The 21,300-nt window shown below is 60.5% G+C and carries 22 protein-coding genes; 5 read left to right on the top strand and 17 right to left on the bottom strand.

Annotation, left to right across the window (positions count from 1 at the left end):
• Positions 1 to 96 precede the first annotated feature (96 nt).
• On the bottom strand, positions 97 to 990 hold the full coding sequence (locus ACTD9P_RS07405) for an AraC family transcriptional regulator (RefSeq protein ID WP_219267084.1): 894 nt from the start codon (positions 988 to 990) through the stop codon (positions 97 to 99).
• A 182-nt stretch (positions 991 to 1,172) separates the two neighbouring features.
• On the opposite strand from ACTD9P_RS07405, the gene ACTD9P_RS07400 reads away from it, so the two are divergent.
• Positions 1,173 to 2,225: an NAD(P)-dependent alcohol dehydrogenase gene (locus ACTD9P_RS07400; protein ID WP_017138342.1), complete on the top strand. Its 1,053-nt coding sequence runs from the start codon at positions 1,173 to 1,175 to the stop codon at positions 2,223 to 2,225.
• Here ACTD9P_RS07400 and ACTD9P_RS07395 read toward each other — a convergent pair whose 3' ends face one another.
• From ACTD9P_RS07395 to ACTD9P_RS07370, 6 genes are all read right to left on the bottom strand, one after another.
• A complete protein-coding gene (locus ACTD9P_RS07395; protein WP_438867197.1) occupies positions 2,226 to 3,029 on the bottom strand; it encodes an IclR family transcriptional regulator in 804 nt (267 codons plus the stop codon). It abuts the gene before it with no gap.
• Positions 3,030 to 3,237: 208 nt separating this feature from the next.
• A complete protein-coding gene (araH, locus tag ACTD9P_RS07390) occupies positions 3,238 to 4,203 on the bottom strand; it encodes an L-arabinose ABC transporter permease AraH (RefSeq protein ID WP_017138344.1) in 966 nt (321 codons plus the stop codon).
• 19 nt (positions 4,204 to 4,222) lie between these two features.
• Positions 4,223 to 5,722 carry an L-arabinose ABC transporter ATP-binding protein AraG gene (araG, locus tag ACTD9P_RS07385; RefSeq protein WP_438867196.1) on the bottom strand — a complete coding sequence of 500 codons (1,500 nt, stop codon included), beginning with the start codon at positions 5,720 to 5,722 and terminating at the stop codon, positions 4,223 to 4,225.
• Positions 5,719 to 6,699, bottom strand: a complete 981-nt coding sequence (locus tag ACTD9P_RS07380; protein ID WP_438867195.1) for a substrate-binding domain-containing protein — start codon at positions 6,697 to 6,699, stop codon at positions 5,719 to 5,721. The genes araG and ACTD9P_RS07380 overlap by 4 nt, the downstream gene beginning before the upstream one ends.
• 22 nt (positions 6,700 to 6,721) lie before the next feature.
• A complete protein-coding gene (locus tag ACTD9P_RS07375) occupies positions 6,722 to 7,543 on the bottom strand; it encodes an SDR family oxidoreductase (RefSeq protein ID WP_438867194.1) in 822 nt (273 codons plus the stop codon).
• Positions 7,544 to 7,693: 150 nt separating this feature from the next.
• On the bottom strand, positions 7,694 to 8,173 hold the full coding sequence (locus ACTD9P_RS07370) for a GNAT family N-acetyltransferase (protein ID WP_099486893.1): 480 nt from the start codon (positions 8,171 to 8,173) through the stop codon (positions 7,694 to 7,696).
• Positions 8,174 to 8,360: 187 nt separating this feature from the next.
• On the opposite strand from ACTD9P_RS07370, the gene ACTD9P_RS07365 reads away from it, so the two are divergent.
• From ACTD9P_RS07365 to ACTD9P_RS07355, 3 genes are all read left to right on the top strand, one after another.
• On the top strand, positions 8,361 to 9,557 hold the full coding sequence (locus ACTD9P_RS07365) for an MFS transporter (RefSeq protein WP_438867193.1): 1,197 nt from the start codon (positions 8,361 to 8,363) through the stop codon (positions 9,555 to 9,557).
• A gap of 86 nt (positions 9,558 to 9,643) precedes the next feature.
• Positions 9,644 to 9,970: a hypothetical protein gene (locus ACTD9P_RS07360; protein WP_438867192.1), complete on the top strand. Its 327-nt coding sequence runs from the start codon at positions 9,644 to 9,646 to the stop codon at positions 9,968 to 9,970.
• 51 nt (positions 9,971 to 10,021) lie between these two features.
• Positions 10,022 to 10,288 carry a hypothetical protein gene (locus ACTD9P_RS07355; RefSeq protein WP_438867191.1) on the top strand — a complete coding sequence of 89 codons (267 nt, stop codon included), beginning with the start codon at positions 10,022 to 10,024 and terminating at the stop codon, positions 10,286 to 10,288.
• Positions 10,289 to 10,454: 166 nt separating this feature from the next.
• Here ACTD9P_RS07355 and ACTD9P_RS07350 read toward each other — a convergent pair whose 3' ends face one another.
• From ACTD9P_RS07350 to ACTD9P_RS07305, 10 genes are all read right to left on the bottom strand, one after another.
• Positions 10,455 to 11,372: a PfkB family carbohydrate kinase gene (locus tag ACTD9P_RS07350; RefSeq protein WP_438867190.1), complete on the bottom strand. Its 918-nt coding sequence runs from the start codon at positions 11,370 to 11,372 to the stop codon at positions 10,455 to 10,457.
• Complete coding sequence (locus tag ACTD9P_RS07345; RefSeq protein WP_438867189.1) at positions 11,365 to 12,831, bottom strand: purine-cytosine permease family protein; 1,467 nt, start codon at positions 12,829 to 12,831, stop codon at positions 11,365 to 11,367. Before ACTD9P_RS07345 ends, ACTD9P_RS07350 begins: the two co-directional genes overlap by 8 nt.
• A 205-nt stretch (positions 12,832 to 13,036) precedes the next feature.
• A complete protein-coding gene (locus ACTD9P_RS07340) occupies positions 13,037 to 14,038 on the bottom strand; it encodes an ADP-ribosylglycohydrolase family protein (RefSeq protein WP_438867188.1) in 1,002 nt (333 codons plus the stop codon).
• Positions 14,035 to 14,748, bottom strand: coding sequence for a GntR family transcriptional regulator (locus ACTD9P_RS07335; protein WP_438867187.1), 714 nt, complete (start codon positions 14,746 to 14,748; stop codon positions 14,035 to 14,037). The genes ACTD9P_RS07340 and ACTD9P_RS07335 overlap by 4 nt, the downstream gene beginning before the upstream one ends.
• 71 nt (positions 14,749 to 14,819) lie before the next feature.
• Entirely contained in the window at positions 14,820 to 15,392 is a 573-nt protein-coding gene (locus ACTD9P_RS07330) for a DUF1285 domain-containing protein (protein WP_438867186.1), read from the bottom strand.
• An 18-nt stretch (positions 15,393 to 15,410) separates the two neighbouring features.
• Positions 15,411 to 16,016, bottom strand: coding sequence for a DUF4823 domain-containing protein (locus ACTD9P_RS07325; protein ID WP_438867185.1), 606 nt, complete (start codon positions 16,014 to 16,016; stop codon positions 15,411 to 15,413).
• A gap of 208 nt (positions 16,017 to 16,224) precedes the next feature.
• Positions 16,225 to 17,193, bottom strand: coding sequence for a GTP 3',8-cyclase MoaA (locus ACTD9P_RS07320; RefSeq protein WP_438867184.1), 969 nt, complete (start codon positions 17,191 to 17,193; stop codon positions 16,225 to 16,227).
• 140 nt (positions 17,194 to 17,333) lie between these two features.
• On the bottom strand, positions 17,334 to 18,002 hold the full coding sequence (locus ACTD9P_RS07315) for a TetR/AcrR family transcriptional regulator (RefSeq protein ID WP_200433814.1): 669 nt from the start codon (positions 18,000 to 18,002) through the stop codon (positions 17,334 to 17,336).
• Positions 18,003 to 18,448: 446 nt separating this feature from the next.
• Entirely contained in the window at positions 18,449 to 19,234 is a 786-nt protein-coding gene (locus ACTD9P_RS07310) for a TatD family hydrolase (RefSeq protein ID WP_138814241.1), read from the bottom strand.
• Between the two features lie 63 nt (positions 19,235 to 19,297).
• Positions 19,298 to 20,287, bottom strand: coding sequence for a DNA polymerase III subunit delta' (locus tag ACTD9P_RS07305; RefSeq protein ID WP_438867183.1), 990 nt, complete (start codon positions 20,285 to 20,287; stop codon positions 19,298 to 19,300).
• 230 nt (positions 20,288 to 20,517) lie between these two features.
• On the opposite strand from ACTD9P_RS07305, the gene ACTD9P_RS07300 reads away from it, so the two are divergent.
• Positions 20,518 to 21,294, top strand: coding sequence for a deoxynucleotide monophosphate kinase family protein (locus ACTD9P_RS07300; RefSeq protein ID WP_438867182.1), 777 nt, complete (start codon positions 20,518 to 20,520; stop codon positions 21,292 to 21,294).
• Positions 21,295 to 21,300 lie beyond the last annotated feature (6 nt).

Here is a 21,300-nt window from a genome sequence, read left to right as displayed (position 1 = left end):
CGCGAATGCGGTGGTTCAGCCAAAACATCTGTGACTGATACACCGCATTCGCGAGCAAGCCCGCTCCCACATTAGATTGTGCGTTGCCTGTAGTCACTATGCCGCCCGCTCTTCACCCGGGTTACGCAAAAAGTAGCGCTTATATTCCCGACTGAACTGCGACGTACTCTGGTACCCCACGTTGTGCGCCGCCTGCGCCACGCCCAAGCCTTCCACCAGCAGCAACTGCTGCGCCTTCAACAACCGCAAGCGCTTCAAATACTGCACCGGCGACAATAGCGTGCAACGCTTGAAATGCTCATGAAAGGTCGACGCACTCATATGCGCATAACCGGCCAATGTCTCGATGTTCAGCGGCTCGGCGTAATGGGCATGCAGGTGATGCAACGAGGTGGCAATACGTGAGAATTGCCCCTGTTGCTCCACCAACGCCCGCAGCACGTCCGCCTGTGGCCCGCGTAACGCGGTAAACAAGACTTCTCTAACCCGCGCCGGGCCCATGATCCGGCTTTCCAGCGGATCGTGCAGGCACTGCAAAAGCCGTTCGACGCTGCCGCGCATTGCATCATCGAGCATCACCGAGCTCATGGATTCCAACGTCTGCGCCGTGGGCGGCGGCCCGGCCTGCATGCCCATGGCCATGACCAGTTCGCCGAGTACCACGCGGTCAATCCCCACGGTAACCCCGTACAGCGGCGCGTCGGGCGCCATGGCAAAAGTCTCGCATTCGAACGGCACAGGCATCGCCTGGATCAGGTAGTGCCCGGCGCCATACTCCAGTGTGCGCGGGCCCAAATAGGCGACTTTGCTGCCTTGGGCCACGAACATCAGGCTCGGCTCGTAGATCTGCGGGCCGCGCGCCACGTCGCAACTGGCGCGCAACACCTTTACGCCGGGCAGGTGCGTCGGGGAGAAACCGTCGCAGGGCGTGAGGTCCTCAATCAAGGCAACCAGCGTGGCGTTGGCATCAAGATGGCGGGTCAACAACATGGCAAAAAACTTCGTAAAAAAGGGATGGGACCATCATCGCAGGTCTGGCGCCACATGGATCCAAACACCGGGCACTCCCGGACGAATAGGCATGAGGTTCGGAGCAATCACCATGGCCGCATCCAGGCCCTGCGCGGAAAATGCGCCGCCTCCCTAGTCAATCCTTTTGCGAGGTTTTCACCATGTACACCGCCATCGGTTATGCCGCCCAGTCGGCCACCACTCCCCTCGCCCCCATGTCTTTCGAACGCCGCAGCCCGCGCGCCGACGATGTGGCCATCGAGATTCTCTACTGCGGCGTGTGCCACTCCGACATCCACCAGGCGCGTAACGAATGGGGCATCGCTGTGTATCCGCTGATGCCGGGCCACGAGATCGTCGGCAAAGTCACCGCCGTCGGCGCCAGCGTGACTGCGCACAAAGTCGGCGATCTGGTGGGCGTGGGTTGCATGGTCGATTCGTGCCGCCATTGCGACGCTTGCCATGCGGATCTTGAGCAATACTGCCTCGAAGGCCCGACCATGACCTACGCCACCCCGGACCGGGTAGATGGCAGCAACACCATGGGCGGCTATTCCGACAGCATCGTGGTCAGCGAACACTTTGTGGTGAAGATCCCGGCCAAGCTCGACCTGGCCAGCGCCGCGCCGATTCTGTGCGCAGGCATCACCACCTACTCGCCACTCAAGCACTACGGCGTCAAGGCTGGCGACAAAGTCGGCGTGCTGGGCATGGGCGGCCTGGGCCACATGGGCATCAAGTTCGCCAAGGCCATGGGTGCAGAAGTTACGCTGTTCACCCGCTCCGCGAGCAAGGCTGAAGAAGGCCGTCGCCAGGGCGCTGACCACGTGATCGTGTCCACCGATGCCGAGCAGATGAAAGCCGCCGCCGGCAGCTTTGACTTCCTGCTGGACACCATTCCGGTGCAGCACGACCTGAACCCCTACCTCGACGTGCTGCGCTTTGACGGCGTACACATCCTGGTCGGCTTGATCGAGCCGGTCGACCCGCCGGTGAACGCCGCCAAGCTGGTGCTGGGCCGTAAAGTGCTGGCCGGCTCCTTGATCGGTGGCATTGCCGAAACCCAGGAAGTGCTGGATTTCTGCGCCGAACACAACATCACCTGCGACATCGAGATGCTCGATATCCGCCAGATCAACGAGGCTTACACTCGCATGATCGCCGGCGATGTGAAGTACCGCTTTGTCATCGACATGGCGACCTTGAAGGCCTGATCAGGCCTTAGCGCCCAACTCCGCTGACAGCCGCGCTGCGACCTGTTTGATCACAGGGATCAGCTCGGCCATCTTTTCCAGCGGCATGTAGGGCACGGTACTGGCGATGCTGATGCCGGCGACGATGCGCCGGCTGGCATCGCGCACCGGTGCCGCCACACAACGGATCGACGGTTCGTTGTCTTCCAGGTCGAACGCATACCCGCCCTCCACGTATTCACGCATGCGCTGCTCGAACTGCGCCCAGGATTGCTCCGGGTGCGACGGCCATTGCTGGCTCTTGCCCCCGGCGGGCAGGCTGGCTTCATACAAGCGCTGCCACTCCTGCACAGAGTCATCCAGCAACATTGCCTTGCCCACACCGGTGCGCGCCAGCGGCATGCGATGGCCGACCCGCGAGCGCATTTCCGGGCCGTAGCGGCCGGGGTTCTTGTGCAGGTAGAGCACGTCGTCGTATTCACGAATCGCCAAGTGGATGGTGTCGCCGGTGAGCGCCGACAGCTCATCCAGGTACGGCACCGCCAGGGTCACCAATGGCAGCTCGTCGCGGGCCTGAAAACCCAGTTCGATCAGCTTGGGCCCCAACAGGTAACCGACTTGCGGCACCACACGCAAGTAACGCTCCTCCACCAGGCAGCTGGCCAGCCGGTGGGTGGTGCTGCGGGTGGTGCCGATGCGCCTGGCGATCTCTTTCAAGTCGCGCGCACCCGCCGCCACCGCTTGCACCACGCCCAGGCCACGCAGCAGGGTCTGGGTGCCGGTGGGAGCGGCGTCTTTGACGGGGATGTGGGCGTTTTCCTGCATATCGGGCCTATTGGGAAGTACGAAAACGGCGCCATTATGGCAAATGCTGAACCTCAATACTGTGGAGATCCAAATGTGGGAGCGGGCTTGCTCGCGAATACGGTGTATCAGAAACAGGTGTGCTGCCTGACACACTGCATTCGCGAGCAAGTCGAATCGTCGCACCGCCGCCCCCACATTGGATTTTCAGTGTTGCTGAGACCGAGTATTAACGTTGCTTCATGCGGTCGATGATCACCGCCAAGAGCAGGATCGAACCCCGAATCACATACTGGTAAAACGTATCGATGTTCTTCAGGTTCATCGCGTTCTCGATAATCGCCAGAATCAACACCCCGGCAATCACATGGCGAATCATGCCGATACCGCCGCTCAACGACACACCGCCCAACACACACGCCGAGATCACCGTCAGCTCAAAGCCCTGGCCGATCATTGGCTGGCCCGAGGTCATGCGCGAGGCGAGGATCACCCCGGCCAGTGCGCCGATCAAGCCGTGCACGGCAAAGATGATGATCTTGGTGCGGTCGACATTCACCCCAGCCAGCAACGCCGCTTCCTGGTTGCCGCCGATGGCCATGGTGTTGCGCCCATAGGTGGTGTAGTTGAGCAGCCAGCCGAAGAACACAAAGCACAACACAGTGATGATAATCGGCACCGGCACACCCATCAGTTGGCCGTTGCCGAACACAAAGAAGCGCTCGTCCATTACGCCGACGGCTTTACCGTTGGAGAAGATATAGGCCAGCCCGCGCACGATCTGCATGGTCGCCAAGGTGGCGATCAACGCGTTGATGCGCAGCTTGGCGATGACGATGCCGTTGATCAACCCCACTACCAGGCCCATGGCCAACGCAGCCGACACGCCGAGCACCACGCTGTCGGTGTCACGAATCACAATCCCCGCGACCACACCGGCGCAGGCGATCACCGAGCCGACGGACAAGTCGAAATGCCCCGACGCCAGGCAGAACAGCATGGTGCACGCAGCGATGCCCACCGTCGAAATCGCCAGGCCCAGCCCGCGCATATTCAGCGGCGAGAGGAAGTTGTCGATAAACAGCGCGCTGAGCACAAAGATGCTCAATGCCGCGAGCAGCATCACCCAATCATCAAGAAATTTGCGTTGGTTGAAACCCGGCCAAAAGCCCTTTGCAGTTTTTACCTGTGACATACCTACACCCTCGAATTCTTCAAGCCCGCGAACGCGGGAGAGCCAGTTGCAACAGCTTTGCTTCATCCGCCTGGTCGCGGGTCAACTCGCCAGTCAGCGCGCCTTCACTCATCACCAGGATGCGATCAGAGATGCCCATCACTTCCATCAGGTCGCTGGACACCACAATCACGGCAATGCCGCTGGCCGCGAGGTTATGGATGATCTGGTAAATCTCGGATTTGGCGCCAATATCGATACCGCGTGTGGGCTCATCCAGCAGCAGCACTTTCATCGGCATCGACAGCCAGCGGCCGAGAATGGCCTTCTGCTGATTGCCACCGGACAGGTACATGATTTTCTGTTCGGCGTTCGGCGTCTTGACCTTCATCGCCTTGATTTGCTTGTCGGCATTGCCCTTCTCCCAGCCTTCGCGCAACAGCCAGCCAAAGGTAGAGTGCGCGCCGCGTGCGCTGATATTGATGTTCTCGGCCACGCTGGACAGCGGAATGATGCCTTCCTTTTTGCGGTCCTCCGGGCACAGCAACACACCGGCGGCGATGGCATCGCGTGGTGAATGTAATGGCAGGGCTTGCCCAAACAATTCCAACTGCCCGGCCGTTGCGCGCTCCAGCCCACTGAGCAAACGAAACAGCTCGGTACGCCCAGCGCCCACCAGCCCGAAAAGGCCGAGAATCTCGCCCTTGTGTACCTGCAGGCTGACCGCTTCGCGCAGGCCAGGCCCAAGCAAACCGTTGACCTTGAGCGCCACTTCGCCGCGTTCGCGCGGGCGGTAATCGTAGATGTCCTGGATATCGCGCCCGACCATGCAGGTCACCAACTGGTCGTGAGTCAGTGTGGCCATGTCGTCAAACGTGCGCACATAACGGCCGTCCTTGAACACCGTCACCGCATCGCAAATGCGGAACACCTCTTCCATACGGTGCGACACATACAGCACCACTTTGCCCTCATCGCGCAGCCGCGTGATGATCGCCATCAAACGGTCGATTTCCCGCGCCGAGAGGCTGCTGGTGGGCTCGTCAAAGGCAATCACATGGGCGCCACGGGACAACGCCTTGGCGATTTCCACCAGTTGACGCTGGCCAAGGGACAAGCGCCCAAGCTTCTCTTGCGGGTCGATTTCATCGGCCAGGCCTTTAAGACACGCCAGCGCCTGCTTGCGCAGCTGGCTGCCATTGACCACGCCGAAACGCGACGGCAAATGCCCGAGAAACAGGTTCTCGGCCACGGTCATTTCCGGCACCAGGTGCAGCTCCTGGTGAATCACCGCCACGCCGTTGGCGATGCTGTCGGCGGCGTTTTTAAACGCCATGACCTGCTCGCCGATCTGCACCGTGCCGCTGCTCGGCGTGTAGGCACCGCCAAGGATCTTGAGCAGCGTGGACTTGCCCGCGCCGTTCTCGCCCATCAGCGCATGCACCGAGTGCGGCTGCGCTTCAAAGCTGATCTGCGCCAAGGCCTTGACCCCGGGAAATTCCTTGCCGATGCCGTTGAAACGCAAGGCCGCGCCGGTCATTTCCACAGACCGATTTTGCTCAACTCTTCCTTGAAGTTGGCGCGTGTGATCAGGGTTACGTTATCCAGGGCGGTGAACTTGGCAGGCTCGGTGCCTTTAGTGACCCACTCGAACATCGCCGTGGCGGTTTTGTAGCCGGATGCATCGGGGCTAAGCAGCATTGAGCCGTAGAAGCCGGTGTCGGTTTTCTTCAACTCTTCAATCGCATCAGTGCCATTGATGCCCACGCCGATCACGTTGGCCGCCTTGAAACCGGCGCTTTCGGTGGCGCGCACGCCGCCCAGCACGGTGCTGTCGTTCATGCCGCCGATGATCAGGTTTTTCGCGGTGCCCGGCAGCTTTACCAGCGCCGAGTTGGTGGAATCCATGCTGCCTGGCACGTCGAGGGTTTTCTGCGCGCTGAACAGGATGTGGTCAGCAGGCAAGCCGGCAGCCTTAAGGCCTTCGACCGAACCGTCGGTGCGCTTTTTACCGGTTTCCAGCTCGTCAAAGGTGTTGATGACGGCGTAGGTGTCCTTCCAGTCCCAGTTGCGCTGCTTGGCTTCGGCAGCCATGGCCTCGCCTTGCTTCTGGCCGATCTTGTAGGCATCCAGGCCTACATAAGGTACATCTTCCATGGGCTTGCCTTTGGCATCCACGAAACGGTCATCCACCGCCAGCACTTTCAAGCCGTTGAGCTTGGCCTTGGCCATGATCGCCGGGCCGAGGGACACGTCCGGCGGGCAGATCACAAACCCCTTGGCGCCGTTGGCCGCGAGGGTGTCGATGGCCGAGAGGGTTTTCTCGCCGTCGGGCACGGCGATCTTGATCACGGTGAAGCCCTGGTCCTTGCCGGCCTTTTCGGCGAAGGCCCATTCGGTCTGGAACCAGGGTTCTTCGGCCTGCTTGACCAGAAAGCCGATCTTCACTTCTTCGGCCGCTGCAAAGCCGCTGAAGGCCATCGCCAGTGCCACGGCGCCTAAGGTCTTCTTGAACATGAACCACCTCTCTTGATTGTTGTTAGTCGTGGTACATCACGGAACGCCCGCCATCGATCATCAGGCAGGTTGCGTTGATAAAGGGCGCCTCGTCGGTGGCCAGGAACAGCGCCGTCATCGCCACCTCGACCGGTTGGCCGATGCGCTTGGGCGGGTGCAAATCGAAGGCGCGCTGGCGCTCGGCGTGCGGGTCAGGGAAGCCGTTCCAGTAATCGACGTTGAGCTGGGTTTCGATGTAGCCCGGCGCGATGGCATTTACGCGGATGCCTTTGGGCGCGTATTCGATGCCCAGCGCGCGGGTGAGACCGAGCAGGCCATGCTTGGCAACGGGATAGGGAAAGCAGCCGGGAATAATGTGGCTGGAATGGGTGGAGGCGATGTTGATGATGTTGCCGATGCCCTGCTCAATCATGTGCGGCAGCACCGTACGGCAGCCGAACCAGGCGCCGTCGAGGTCGATGGCGAAGCAGCGGCGCCAGTCTTCGTCGGTCATCTGCAGCGGATCACGGAACACGTTGACGCCCGCGCAGTTGATCAACACATCCACACGGCCAAAGCGCTCGATGGCCACATTGACCAGCGCCTGCCATTGCTCTTTGGAGGTGATATCGACGGCCTGCGCGAAAATTTCAGCGCCGCGTTCGCGCCAGTGGGCGGCGACTTGCTCGACCTTTTCACCCTGGATATCCGCGATCACCAGGCGTGCCTGCTGGGCCTGGAAGCAGGCGACGATCGCCTCGCCAATGCCTTGGGCGGCACCGGTGATGATCACCACTTTGTTTTTCAGCCGCTCGCCATAGGTCGGCTCGGGCACGGCGGGTAATGACAACGGTTGGGGCTGCATCGCTTCACCTGTTTTATTTTTGGTAGTGAGTGCTGATGCCGCCGACTATAAACCCATCTTTTGAAATATCTCAATATATAAATTTGCATCCCACATTATGAGACAAGACACAAAAAAATTGTGGATCTTCAGTGCTTTTGAAAGAGGGTTTCAGCCTTGGGCAAAGTCGCGCAGTGCATTACCTTCCATGCGATAGCGCACCCACTCTTCCTGCGGCTGCGCGCCGATGGATTTGTAGAAGGCAATCGCCGGTTCGTTCCAGTCCAGCACACTCCACTCGAAACGCCCGCAACCGTTATCGCAGGCGATCCTGGCCAGGTGGCGCAAGAGCTTCTTACCCGCCCCACCGCCGCGTTGCTCGGGGTTGATGTAAAGGTCTTCGAGGTACAGGCAGTTGCTGCCCAGCCAGGTGGAGTAACTGAAAAAGAACACCGCAAAGCCAATCGGCAGGCCATCCCGTGAACAGATCAGGCCATGGGCGGTGGCGCCCTCGCTGAACAGGCTGCGCTCGATATCCACCACACTGGCGATCACTTCATGGCGGGCCTTTTCGTACTCGGCAAGCTCGGTGATGAAGGTCAGGATCTGCGCAGCATCGCTGGGCACGGCAGGGCGAATCTCGATGGTCATGGGCAGGCCTTGGGCAATTTCAAAGGCCACATACTAAGGCGCTTTGATGACTGATTGCAGTGCAATTTGTTTACTCCGGCCAGGCGTAAAGCAAGCACCACCAACCACAGAACAAACCCTGCACGCGGGCATGGTAAACAGTCGTCATAACGCTAATAACTCACGCTAATAAATGCCAGGTTGCCCCATGCCTTCCACACCCGCCGTAAACACCAGGCTATTCGCCCTGTTCTGCCTCGCCAGCTTCTTGTTGTCGTTGTCTTACGGCTCGACGTTTTTATTGTCGTTGCTGATCCACGCGCGCGGCGGCAATGAACACGACGCCGGCAGCGTGATTTCCATGGCGATGCTCAGTACGTTCGTGGCAGTAGTGTTCTGCGGCCACTTGGCCGATGCCGTGGGTGCAGCGCGCGCAATTGCGGGCATGGGCGTATTGCTGGTGGTGGCGTGCCTGGGGTTTGCCCTGACACCGGGGTTTGGCCTGGGGTTGATGCTGTTCGGTCTGTCGCTGGGGTTGGGTTGGGGCGTGTTCTACACCTTGGGGCCGATCATCGTGACGCTACTGGTGGAACCGGCGCAGCGGGCCAAATATTTTGCGCTGCTGTCGGGCAGCATGTTGAGCGGGATCGGCACCGGCCCGTTGCTCGGGCGCGCCGCCGGTGCGCTGGGCCTGCCTTTGACAGCCGCCTTCTATATCGCCGGCCTGGCCAGCCTGGTCGGCGTGCTGATGTTCTGGCGAATGGGCGCACAGCTCAACCGTCACGCGAATGCGCCCACCTCGAAGATTTCCTGGGCATCGAGCCGCCGCGTGCTGTCATCCAAAGCCGCGTTTGCGATCCTGATGGTCGGCCTGGGCGGCTGTGTGTTTGGTGGGCTGTCATCGTTTCAGACCAGCTATGCCGCTGCGCATGGGCTGGACTACTCGTTGTTTTTCGCGGGTTTCCTGAGTGCCGCCATCACCAGCCGACTGTTGATCGCAGGCCACGTGGTTAAACGTGATGCGTACTGGGCCGCCTGCGTGCTGTCCGGGATCATGCTGGGCTCGATCGCACTGTTTGTGTTTGGCGTGAGCGGCAACCTCAGTTACCTGTTGGCCGCCGCCACGCTGGGCGTGGGTTACGGCCTGACGTACTCGGTGATCAATGGGCTGGTGGCCAATGAAGCACCGCCCGGTACCACGTCACAAGCCTTGCTGCTGTTCAGCCTGGCGTACTTTGTCGGGGTGTTCGGCTTCCCGCTGCTGGCAGGCAAAATTATTGTCGATTACGGCATGCCGACGCTGCTGGCGAGTGTGCTGGGCGTGGCCTTGTTCAACTGGTTGATCACGGTGGCGCGGTTGATCTGGCGCCAGCGGTCGGCACACAAAATCTTACAGGTGCGTTAAGACCGTTCGTCGCCATCAAGGCACGAACCGCAAACTGGGGCGGACCAATAAGGGGTAAGGACATTAATCATATGGAGACACCTCTCATGAAGAATTCCAAATTTGCTGCCCTCGCCCTCACCGGCCTGCTGTCCGCCGCTTCGTTGAGCGCCGTTGCCGCCACCTCGTCTACCGGCACCACCAACCCTGCTACCAAGGAGTCTCAGGATTCGATGGGCACAGGGATGGAAACCAACGGTGGCGCAATTATCGATAACGGCGCAGACCCTCGCACCAAAGGCGCCGACACCCAACGCCAGGCACCGGCAGCAGTCGGTAACGGCAAAATGGGTCCAGGCGTCAATGAAGAACCCAAAATCAACAAAGGCGATGACAACAACATCCCGGGCGCGCCGAAACAACCTGCGCCTTGATGCATCGATAGCCACACCGACGCCCGATCATTTCCCAGTGAAGAGGTACGCATGAACGTCGATAGAAACCTTGAAAAAGAAGTCCTCACCCGCCTGCTGCACGCCCACCCCAACGGCTTGGGCAAGGAGGTGCTGGATAACTACCGCGGCGAAAAAGAGGTCGCCAGTGTGCTGGCGTTTTTGCAGGACCGCGGGTTTATCAAGGATGGGCATGTGACCACCGACTACGCCGGTGAATATTCGTTGAACCTGCCGATCAAGCTGACTGCCTCGGGTGTTGACGAGGCGCGTAAGCTGGAAGGCGAAGGTACGGTTTAAGTTAGACGAAGATCAAGTGGGAGCGGGCTTGTGTGGGAGCGGGCTTGTGTGGGAGCGGGCTTGTGTGGGAGCGGGCTTGCTCGCGAATGCGTAGTGTCAGTCGACATGTTAGGTGACTGATCCACCGCTTTCGCGAGCAAGCCCGCTCCCACATTTTGATAGGCGTTTATTCAGCGACTAATGCGTCGACTTCGGCACTGCCAGGCGACGTCGCCGGCCCCCAGCGCGTGACTGCCAACGCTGCCGCCGCATTGGCCCGACGCGCAGCCACTGCGGGCGTTAAACCCTCGGCCAACCCGGCCAGAAACACACCGGCATGGGCATCACCCGCGCCGTTGCTGTCGACCGCCTGCACCTTGAAACCCGGAACATGCTCGGCCTTGCCCTGGCGGCTGACCCAGCAGCCATTCGGCCCGTCGCGCACCACCAGTAATGCCTCAGCCGGCAGGTGACGATTGAGGTCGCGCAGCGCTTCGGCCAGCGTTCCGGCCCCGGTAAACGCCAGGGCTTCGGGGCCGTTGCTGGTCCAGATGTCGATGCGTGGCAGCAAGGCAACCATCAATGCCGAATCCGGCGCCTTGACCAATGGCCCAGGATCGAACACCACGGTGATCTCACGCGGCAGCGCCAGCAACCAATCGAGCAGCGCCTGGGCCTTGCCGTCGAGCAACAGGCTGTAGCCGCTGACGTAGACATAATCGTCTGCGCGCGGCACCACGCCTGCGAGGTCCTCGGCACTCAAGTCACCCTCAGCACCGATATGCGAAATGAAGGTACGCTCGGTGCTGGCTTCGGTCAGCGACACGCACAAACCGGTGTCCTTGCCCGCACTGGCCGCCTGGGCCATCTCTACGCCTTCGGCCTGCATGGCGGTGCGCGCCAGGTCGCCGAAGCGCCCGCTGCCATGGCAGCCGAGGTAAACCACCGGCAAACCATTGCGCCGGGCGGCGGCCATCACGTTGAAGCCGCCGCCGGCTTCGAAGCTGGCGGATTGCGCCAGCACGTCGCCGCCGGTTGCTGGCAGTGTGTCGAGGGCCATGACCAGGTCGACGATGACCTGGCCGGTGTGCAGCAATCTAGACATTAGCGCGCTCTACCAAAGCCGGGCGACGGTCAGCTGCGCCGCCCAGTACCGCATAAATCCCACCGGCCACCACGAAGGTGACGATCCAGCCCAGGCCGTTGTGGCCCAGCCAGGAGTCGGACAAAGGCCCGGCGAACCAGATGTTTTCGGCGGTGGTGCCGATGGTGGTGAAGCTCAAACCCAGCACGATCGCCACGGCCCAGGCGCCGAATGCACGCCATTCCACGCCGCCGCGATACCAGTAGGCACTGCTTGGGCTTACATCCAGCAGGTCTTTGGGGCTGTAGTAGTGACGGTGAATCAGGTCGACCACGAAGATTCCGACCCAGGCGGTGATCGGCACAGCCAGCAGTGAGATGAAGGTGATGAACGGGCCGTAGAAACTGTCGGCAATCAGCATGAAGTAAATCGAACCGGCGAAGATCGCCACGATATCGACGATCACCGCATGCACGCGTTTGACTTTGAGGCCCAAGGTCAAGGTGGTGAGACCGGCCGAGTACACCGAGAGGTTATTGGAGAGCAACAGCCCGCCGAACGCGGTGATCAAGTACGGCACCGCCATCCAGGTCGGCAGCATGTCGCGGATCGCGATGATCGGGTCGGTGGCCGACGCCAGGTCGTTGTTGCCCACCGATAGCAGGCCGCCGAGGGTGATCAACAGCACCAGCGGAATGCCCGCACCAAACGCGGCGGACGCGACCAGGCGCACGGCCTTGACACTGCGGTGCTGGTAACGGGACATGTCGGCACCGGCGTTGGCCCAGCCGATACCGGTGCCGGCCGCCATGGTGCCGACGCCGATGATCATGGCGCTCAGCGGCGCCGGGGTGGCGTTGAACACCGCGCTCCAGTCGATGGTCGCGCAGAGGAAGCCGCCCACCAGAATGTTCAGCGCGCCGAACACGTAGGTGGCCCACTTCTGGATCACCAGCAAGGTGGCGTGGCCGAGGCCGGATACGGACAAGGTCAGCAGCACGAAGATGGCGATAAAGATCAGCGTGAGTACCGGCGCGCTTTTGGCTTCGACCGGCGAGCCGAACAGGATCGAACACAATGACAGCAGCACAAAGGCGGCGGTGGTGGTGTTGACGGTTTCCCAGCCCAGACGCGACATCAGCGAGACCAGCGTGGGGCCGATATTGCCGCGCACACCGAAGATGGCGCGCGACAGCGTCAGGCTCGGCGCGCGGCCGCGACGGCCGGCAATCGAGATGATGCCCACCACGGCAAAGGAGCCGGCGGCGCCGAGGATCGCCACAATGATCGCCTGCCAGATCGCCAGGCCACGGAACGCCACCAGGGTCGCGCCAAGTGGCAAGCCAAGGATGCTGATGTTAGCCGCGAACCACACCCAGAACAGTTGCAGCGGGTGGCCGTTGCACTCGCCTTCGGGGACCGGTTCGATGCCGCGTGTTTCCAATTGCCCGGCACTTTGGCCGGAAGAAGTGCTGCTCATGAGGGGTGCTCCTGGTGCCTGTATTGTTGTGGTTGTGGCAGGTGTGCAAATAAAACTACTTACTCGCTCGGTCTCCATGACTCGGCACAATCAAATGTGGGAGCGGGCTTGCTCGCGAAAGCGGTGTGTCAGGTGGCACATCAGTTGACTGATCCACCGCTTTCGCGAGCAAGCCCGCTCCCACAATTTTTTTGATTTTCAGCGCTTATCGAATTTCGAGCAGGCCTAGAACCAACGCCTGCAAATCCAGGCCATTGACCTGCTTGACCTGCTCAATCATCGCCTCAGGCCAGCACTGCATCCCCAGGCACGCGCCCAACATCGCACCCAGCATGGCGGCGATGGTGTCGGTGTCGCCGCCAAGGCTGGCCGCCAGGCACAGCGCCTCGAAGGCATTCATGTCACCCACCGCCACTTGCTGGGCGAGGGCAAACGACACCACTACCGATTCCTGAGAGGCGACGGAGGTGCCGATCAGTTCGTAAAGCAGGTCGGCAAACAGGGCTTTGTCGCCGCTGCCGACGCTCAAGGTGCGCGCCCAACTGATGCGCGTGGAAATCCGCCCGCCGGCAATCCAGTGGCCATGGCCTTCGGCCTGCTGGGCGAGCTGGGTGCCGATGTTCAGCGCTTCACCCAAATCCACACCGTTGATACCCGCCGAGACCACCGCCGCCACCGCCGCCGCGCTGGAGATGCCCAGGTTGGTGTTATGGGTGACCTGGCAGGCCTGGATCACTGCCTGGATAAATTGCGCCGGGTCGCTGACGTCGGCGGCAATCCCCACTGGCGTGATGCGCATTGCGGCGCCATTGGTGGTGCCGTAACGCCCGGACTCTTCCGGGGTGTGGCCGGCGAGGATCATATCGATAGCGCGTTTGGTCGATGGCCCCAGCAAGTCCTGGGAGCCTTTGGCGCGCATCGCCGCTTCCCAGTCGATCAGGCGCTGGGCGAGTACCGTGGGTTCGATCTTGCCCTGCCCCTGCACCAGCAACTCACCGACCATGATCGCCTGCTCGGTGTCATCGGTGATGGAGCCGGCCGGCATGTTCGGCGCGATGGGTTGGTCGGCGCCAGCATCTTCCAGAGCGGTGATGGCCCCGAAGCGCTGCTGCACCTGCTCACGGCTCAACGACTGGGTGGGCATGCCCAATGCATCGCCCAGGGCCAGGCCGTAGAAGGCACCGAGGGCACGATTTTGCGCGGTCATTTCGAAGCTCCAAACTGCAGGTGCAGGCGAAAGTGCAAAGGGTCGAGCAAGCTTTCGACATGCTCCATGAGACGCTTGCGGCGGTCGTAGGTGGTGCGCGAGGCTTTGAGAAATACCGTACCGGCTGGGCGGCCGAGCAACTCGGCGTCTTCATCGCTGAGAGGCTCGGCACCTATCCATTGATCGCCCTCGGCACCCACGTAGCCGTAGGCGGCCAGGGTGACGGTGAGGGAGTTGTCGATCAGACCGACGCGGGGCAGGCTTTCCAGGCCACCGGTTGCGGGCATCAGCGAACGTTCGAGGGACACAGCGGTGCCATCGGGGGTGCGCCGACGACGGTCGAGGGCGATAAATTGGTCGCTGCCAAAACGGCTGAGCAGGTCCGGTCGTGTCACGGCTTCCAGGCGCAGGATGTCTGTGATGACTAGTGCGCCGGTATCGGCCAGCGCCTGTGCCCAACCGCTGCGTTGGTCGAGCACCATGCCGTCAAAGGTGACGATGGAGCCGACGCCGCTTTGCGTGGCGATGTAGTTACGCCGTTTGAGCTCAGCCAGGGCTTCGCGCAAGGTGCCACGGCTGACCGCAAACTCTTCGGCCAGTTGATGTTCGCCCGGCAACAGGAAACCGTCGGCCATCACTCCAGCCTCGATACGGCGGATAAGCTCGTCGACGACGCGTTTTTTCTTATCAAATCGGACATGTCTAATCATGTACAAATTGATAACCGAAAGCGCCCGCTCTCAGCAAGCAAAATTATTTCAGGATGATGAAAAAATCGGCCTCAGGGCTCCAGGCCAATGCGGAAAAACTCCCCGCCGCTCCATACGCCAAGCCAGTTCTGACCGTTGATCGGACGGCTGACCGCCAACTCGACCAATTGGTAAAACACGTTGCGATGCACCAGGGCTTCAAGGTTGGTGCGCACTCGCAGGTAAGGCGCAGGTTCCTGGGTGATCGGGTCGATCACCACCCGCAAAGGGTGTTCAAGGCCCGCATCAATGTCCTCGTCGACGTTGGTGGTGAAGCGCAGCACCTGGCTTTCGCCCTGCCCTTCGACTTCCAGCGTTACCGCGACAAAGGGCGCATCATCGACGCGGATACCGACTTTTTCCACGGGAGTGACTAGGAAATACTCATCGCCATCGCGGCGGATGATATTGGAGAACAGCTTGACCATCGGCTTACGCCCGATCGGCGTGCCCTGGTAAAACCAGGTGCCGTCACGGGCGATGCGCATGTCGATGTTGCCGCACAAATCCGGGTTCCACAGGTGTACCGGCGCCGGCCCCTTGCCCTTGCCCTTGCCCTTGGGCAGTTGGGCCAATAGATCATTGGCCTTGGCGGAATCGGTCATAGGGTTCTCCTCTGGATTTTATTGATCACCCATTCCCAACAGGCCGCGGGCGTATTGGGCCAGCGGGCGGGCGATCAAGTCTTCTGGCTTGTTGTCGTGGAACGTCAGTAAACCGCCACGACTGCGAATGCGTGCAGTATCAATCAAATACTGGGTGCTGGTCTCGATCAACATGATCTGGATCACGCCGCTGTCCAGGCCAACTCGGTCCAACGCTTGCTGATCGGTCCACTCATCGGCATTGCCGATACGGTCATCGGCTGCCGCAAAGCGGCAATACAGCAGGTAGTGAGCGCCCGTCGCACGGGCTTCGGCCATGGCCTGTTCGAGGCCTTCCGGCTTGCGAGCGCGGCGCACCATCGGGAAGTATTCGACGAAGCCGTTGAAGGCTTCTTCGGCCACCACGTTAGGTCGCGGATAGGCGCTGCCCGGCGGCACAAAGGCGCCCTGGGCGATAAACACAAAGGAGTCCGGCTGTATGCGCACCGAGGCGGTACGGCGGGTGTCACTGTGGTCCAGCAGCCCGGCATCGCTCATCTGATAGCGGGTGCCTTCGGCCATATCGCTGACGGTCATGCAGCCACTCAGCGCCACTGACGCCAGCAACAAAACCAGACTACGCATCCTAATCCTCCAGAAGCCGGTGACGGAAAACCGGCGAATGGGCACTTAATGCAGAATCCGCGCCATTCAAGAACGATGCATAACCAAATGTGGGAGCTGGCTTGCCTGCGATGCAGACACCCACGTACATCAAGTACACCGAGGTGATGCAATCGCAGGCAAGCCAGCTCCCACAAAAAGCCTGCCCCCCATTCGATTGGGAGCGGGTTTAGCCGCCGATGATCTTCATGATCGTTGCGCCGCCAGAGAAAGCCACTTCCTGCTTGTCGCCCAGGGCCTTCATCAAAAGCCCCTGCAGGGCCGGCAGTGCCTGATGGCGCGGTTGGTCCAGCAGGTCGCCCACATAGTGGCGGTTGCTCGACGACAAGCAGCCATGCAACCAACCGGTAGACGACAAGCGCAGGCGCGAGCAAGTGCGGCAGAACGGCACGCTTTCGTTGGCGATTACGCCAAAGAAGCCTTTGCCCGGCACCTCATAGCGCACTGCCGTGGCATCAATCGGCGCGTTGGCTTGCAGGTATTCGTGATGTTCGCCGATCAGGCTGAGCAGTTGCTGCAAGCTGACAAACTGCTGCAGGAACGCATTGGAATCCTTGGCCAGGTGGCCCATGCGCATCAATTCGATAAAGCGCAGCTCATAGCCACGCTCCAGGCAGTAGTCGAGCAGTGGCATCACCTGGTCGAGGTTCTGCCCACGCAACGGCACCATATTGACTTTGATCTTGATGCCGGCGGCGCGGGCCTGGTCCATGCCATCGAGCACGGTGGCCAGGTCGCCGCCACGGGCGATGCTGCGGAAAGCGTCGGCATCCAGGGTATCAAGGGACACGTTGATGCGCCGAATACCCGCGTCCACCAGCAGCGGCAACTTGCGCGCCAGCAGTTGGCCATTAGTGGTCAGGCTGATATCACTGAGGCCCATGCCGCCCACGGCGCTCATGAAGGCTTCCAGCTTGGGGCTAACCAACGGTTCACCGCCGGTAATGCGCAAGCGCTCGATGCCGGCCGCTTCGATCAGATAAGCCACGCCACGCGCCATGGCCTCGGCCGAGAGTTCGTCCTGGGCAGCCACCAGCCGCTTGCCGTTTGGCACGCAATAGGTACACGCGTAATTGCAGGCTGAGGTCAGGCTGATCCGCAAATTGCGAAATCGCCTGCCTTGACGATCAACGATCATGGATCACTCCGGCAGAGGATGGTTCTGGCGCGCTAAAAGCTGACTGAAAAATCAGCTTTTAGCAAGCATCCTTGCCTGAGTATATTCCTGGGGTACTGCAAGCGGCAGCAAATCATTGCGCCATAACTGTCGGGAATAGCTTAAACAGCGGGAGCGTCGCTGCTCTTGGGCTCTGCGCTCGGCAGCTCAGTGCTGTGCTTGCGCTTATTGCCCATGCGCACGCCGATGTCCATCAGGAACTGGAAGAAACCTTCCTGATCTTCCAGCACATTGCTCCAGAACGGCGAGTGGTACAGCGCAACGGCGCCATGGACCAACGCCCAAGCGGCGCAGTAGTGGAAATACGGTGGCACGTCTTCCAGCTTGCCTTCGCTGATGCGACCCTTGATCAGCAGGGTGAGACGCTCGAAGTTCGAGGCGCGGATCTTGTGCAGTTCCTCGACCATTTCCGGCACTTGATGGCCCTTGACCACCTTTTCTTCCAGGCGGTCGAACAGGCGGTAGCGCTGCGGGTCACGCATGCGGAACTCGAAATAGGCGCGTGACAGCGCCTCCTTGTCCTTGTCCACATCGGCCGAATGCAGCAGCTCGTTCAAGTCGCGCTCGTAGTCGAGCATCAGCCGCAGGTAGATCTCGGCCTTGGATTTGAAGTGTTTGTAGATCGTGCCTTTGCCGATACCCACGGCATCCGCAATCATCTCGACGGTGACGCTGTCTTCACCTTGTTCGAGGAATAACTTGAGCGCGGTGTCGAGAATTTCCTGCTCACGGCGGCGAAACTCACGGACCTTACGGGGTTCTTTGTGCATGAGGAAGAGGTCTGCAGAGGTCGGAATTAGGGAGGGTTACGCAGGGCCACGGATACGTGGCGATACGATTTACCCGATGCGAGGGATTATCCCGACTGAACGGTCGTTGGGCAACGCCTATGTGAACCCAGCGTGCGTTTTAGTTTCAGCACACCAACGATTGAGGGGTTATCAGTCAGAAATAATACGCAACAACTGCAGCCGTGCATCCACTCAATGAGAACTCAAGCGAAGCGCGCGTATTCCAAATCTGTTTAAAAAACGACCAATTGCGACTGGACTGAATCGGATACTGATCAATACTTGAACTGTCGACGTGGCATCTCCCCCAAGTGACGCGTCGACCTGGGTACCGACGGACTGTGTGCCCTTGTTTTACTCCTAATGGTCTTAACCCGGATTCACCCCCCAGAACCCGGGTTTTTTTTGCCTGCGATTTGGCCGTCTCAGCCGGCTACGTGGGCCAGCGGGAACAGACGCTTGAAGTTCTCGGTGGTCTGCTCGGCAAAGCGCTCAACGGATTCACCGCGCAGCATCGCCAGGTAATCGGCCACGTCGCGCACGTATTCCGGCAGGTTCGGCTTGCCGCGATGGGGAATCGGCGCCAGGTAAGGCGAATCGGTTTCCACCAGCAGGCGGTCAGCCGGCACCTGACGCGCCACGTCGCGCAAGGCGTCGGCGTTGCGGAAGGTGACGATACCTGACAGAGAAATGTAAAAGCCCAGGTCCAGCGCGGCCTTGGCCATGTCCCAGTCTTCGGTGAAGCAATGCAGCACGCCGGCCTGGGGCAAGGCCGCTTCACGCAATAGCGTCAGGGTGTCAGCGCGGGCACCTCGGGTGTGGACGATCACCGGTTTGCCGGTCTGCTGGGCGGCTTGCAGGTGCAGGCGGAAGGAGGCTTGCTGCAACTCGGCGGCTTCAGGTTCGTAGTGGTAATCCAGGCCGGTTTCGCCAATCGCCACCACGCGTGGGTGGTTGAGTTCAGCCAACAACCAGTCCAGTGCTGGCGCTTCACCGGGCTTGAGGTCCAGCGGGTGGATACCGACCGAGCAGTCGACATCGGCATAGCGATCAGCCAAGGCCTTGACGTCGGCGGCGTTGTCGGCGCTCACGCCAATGCACAGGAAGTGCCCTACCCCGCGCTGGCGCGCCGCTTCCAGGGCAGCGTCGAGGGAGCCGCCGTGCTGGGCGAGGTCGAGGCGATCAAGGTGGCAGTGGGAATCTACGAGCATAGGAAAGTACGACTTAATTCATGGGAAGTGTCTGGCCGACGATACACCCGTCGGCCACGAAAATTAACGCCGGCCGAGCAAGCCAACCCATTGCACCAGCAGTGCTTCGAGCAACAGCACGCGGTTGAGGTTGGCTTTGCCGAGGACCTTCTGGCGTTGGGCCAGGATCCAGTCCTGGATGTTCAGCACCTTGTCCTGGGCACTTTTTTGCGCCAGGTACTGCACCACTTTGCGCATGTCCGGCAGGCCCAGGCCGTTTTCGTCCTGGGTCAACTGGTAGCGCAGGATCAGGCTCGACCAGTCACAGAACCAGTCGAACAGCAGCAGCAACGGAATATCCTTCCAGGCACCTTCGGCCAGTTGCGTAGCGGACTGTTCCTGCTTGAGCAGCTTCTTGACGCCATCGACCACCAGCGCCCGTTGCTCACGCACGCCTTGGGCCTGCAGCTTGACCGCCGCCAAGGGTGAACCGGCAGCCAGGGTCAGCAACTCGACCCGTTCGTCGGCAGCACATTCCGGCAGCGCCTGCGCCAGCCATTGCAGGCTCATGGCCTCGCTCGGCAATGGGCAGGCCTGCTGCACGCAACGGCTGCGGATGGTTGGCAACAAGCGGCTGGACTGGTGGCTCACCAGCAACAGCACGGTGTCGCCCGACGGCTCTTCCAGGCTCTTGAGCAAGGCGTTGGCGGCGTTGATGTTCATCGCCTCCACCGGCTCGATCAGCACCACCTTGCGCCCGCCCATCTGCGCGGTCTGCACTACGAAGCTGACAAGGTCACGCACCTGGTCGACCTTGATCGCCTTGTCGGCCTCTTCAGGTTCGAGCAGGTAGTTGTCGGGGTGGCTGCCGGCCTTGAGCAGCAGGCAGGATTTGCACTCACCGCAGGCTTCCATATTGACCGGTTGCTTGCACAGCAGGCTGGCCATCAGGCGCTCGGCCAACGCGCGCTTGCCGATACCGATAGGGCCGTGCAGCAAATAGGCATGGGCATGCTGGGCGCGCCCGGCCAATTGCTGCCAGAGGCTGTCTTGCCACGGGTAGGCTTCAGCCACGGGCGCGCTCCAGGAACAGGTCGTGTCCACCGTACTGACAGGCATAGGTCAAATCGTGTTTTCCCTTCGCTAAAAACCTAAACAACGTGTGGTATGTTCCTTTGAGGAAAACGTAAACCATAGCAATGGCCCATAAACTAAAGGGTTAGAGCAGAAACCGAGAGACCGTAGTGAGAACAATCATAGGCCTGGCAGCACTCGCCAGATCCGGAAAAGACACCGTGGCATCCATGTTGCTGTCCCATCCTCACGTCACAGCGTTCGCCTTGGCTGACCCGCTCAAGATGGGATGCCAAGCTCTGTTCGGGCTTACCGATGCTGAAACCTGGAACGACGATCTCAAAGAGACGTCGATTGAGCTGTGGGGCAAATCCCCGCGCGAATTCTTCCAGGCAGTCGGTACTGAATGGATGCGGCATCATAACCCAGAGCACTGGTTAATGAGAGCCGAGCAGGAGATTAATCGGTCGGTCGATCGCACAGGCGACGTTGTAGACAGTGCAGCGCTTGCTGGCGAAGACGCGCCTTTCGCACTGGCAGCCCAGGCATTTTTTGACTTCTCAGCAGCACAGGTGAGCGACCCTGTGCAGTTGGACACGCTGGCCCCCCAATGGGGTCTCACACCGCGCAGTGCGATCAACTTACTCAAACACCATGCGCATGCGGCATTCCCCAACTTTGAACAGCTGCGAAGCCAGCGCCCGGTGGTTGCCTTGAAGCATCGCAGCCAGGTGCCGGCGGACACCAGGACCATCATCATCAAAGACATCCGCTTTGAGAATGAAGCTGCCTTTCTGCGTAGCCACAATGGGAAAATTTGGCATATCAAACGCCCTGACCTACCAAAAGTTAAAGCTCACTCTTCTGAGCACGGCATCGTGCAGGCTCCGCAAGACGTGTTGATTCTGAACAATCAGGGCCTTGAGGAACTGCGGGCTGCCGTGGAAAAAGCCTGGAACGACCAACAAGCTTTCCAGGCTGAGCAATCCCAGCAGTTGCAGACCTGACACCTG

The organism is Pseudomonas onubensis, from assembly GCF_965653655.1.
Taxonomy (GTDB): domain Bacteria; phylum Pseudomonadota; class Gammaproteobacteria; order Pseudomonadales; family Pseudomonadaceae; genus Aquipseudomonas.
The sequence above is the reverse complement of the archived record's forward strand: the minus strand, read 5'-3'. Positions and strand labels throughout refer to the sequence as shown.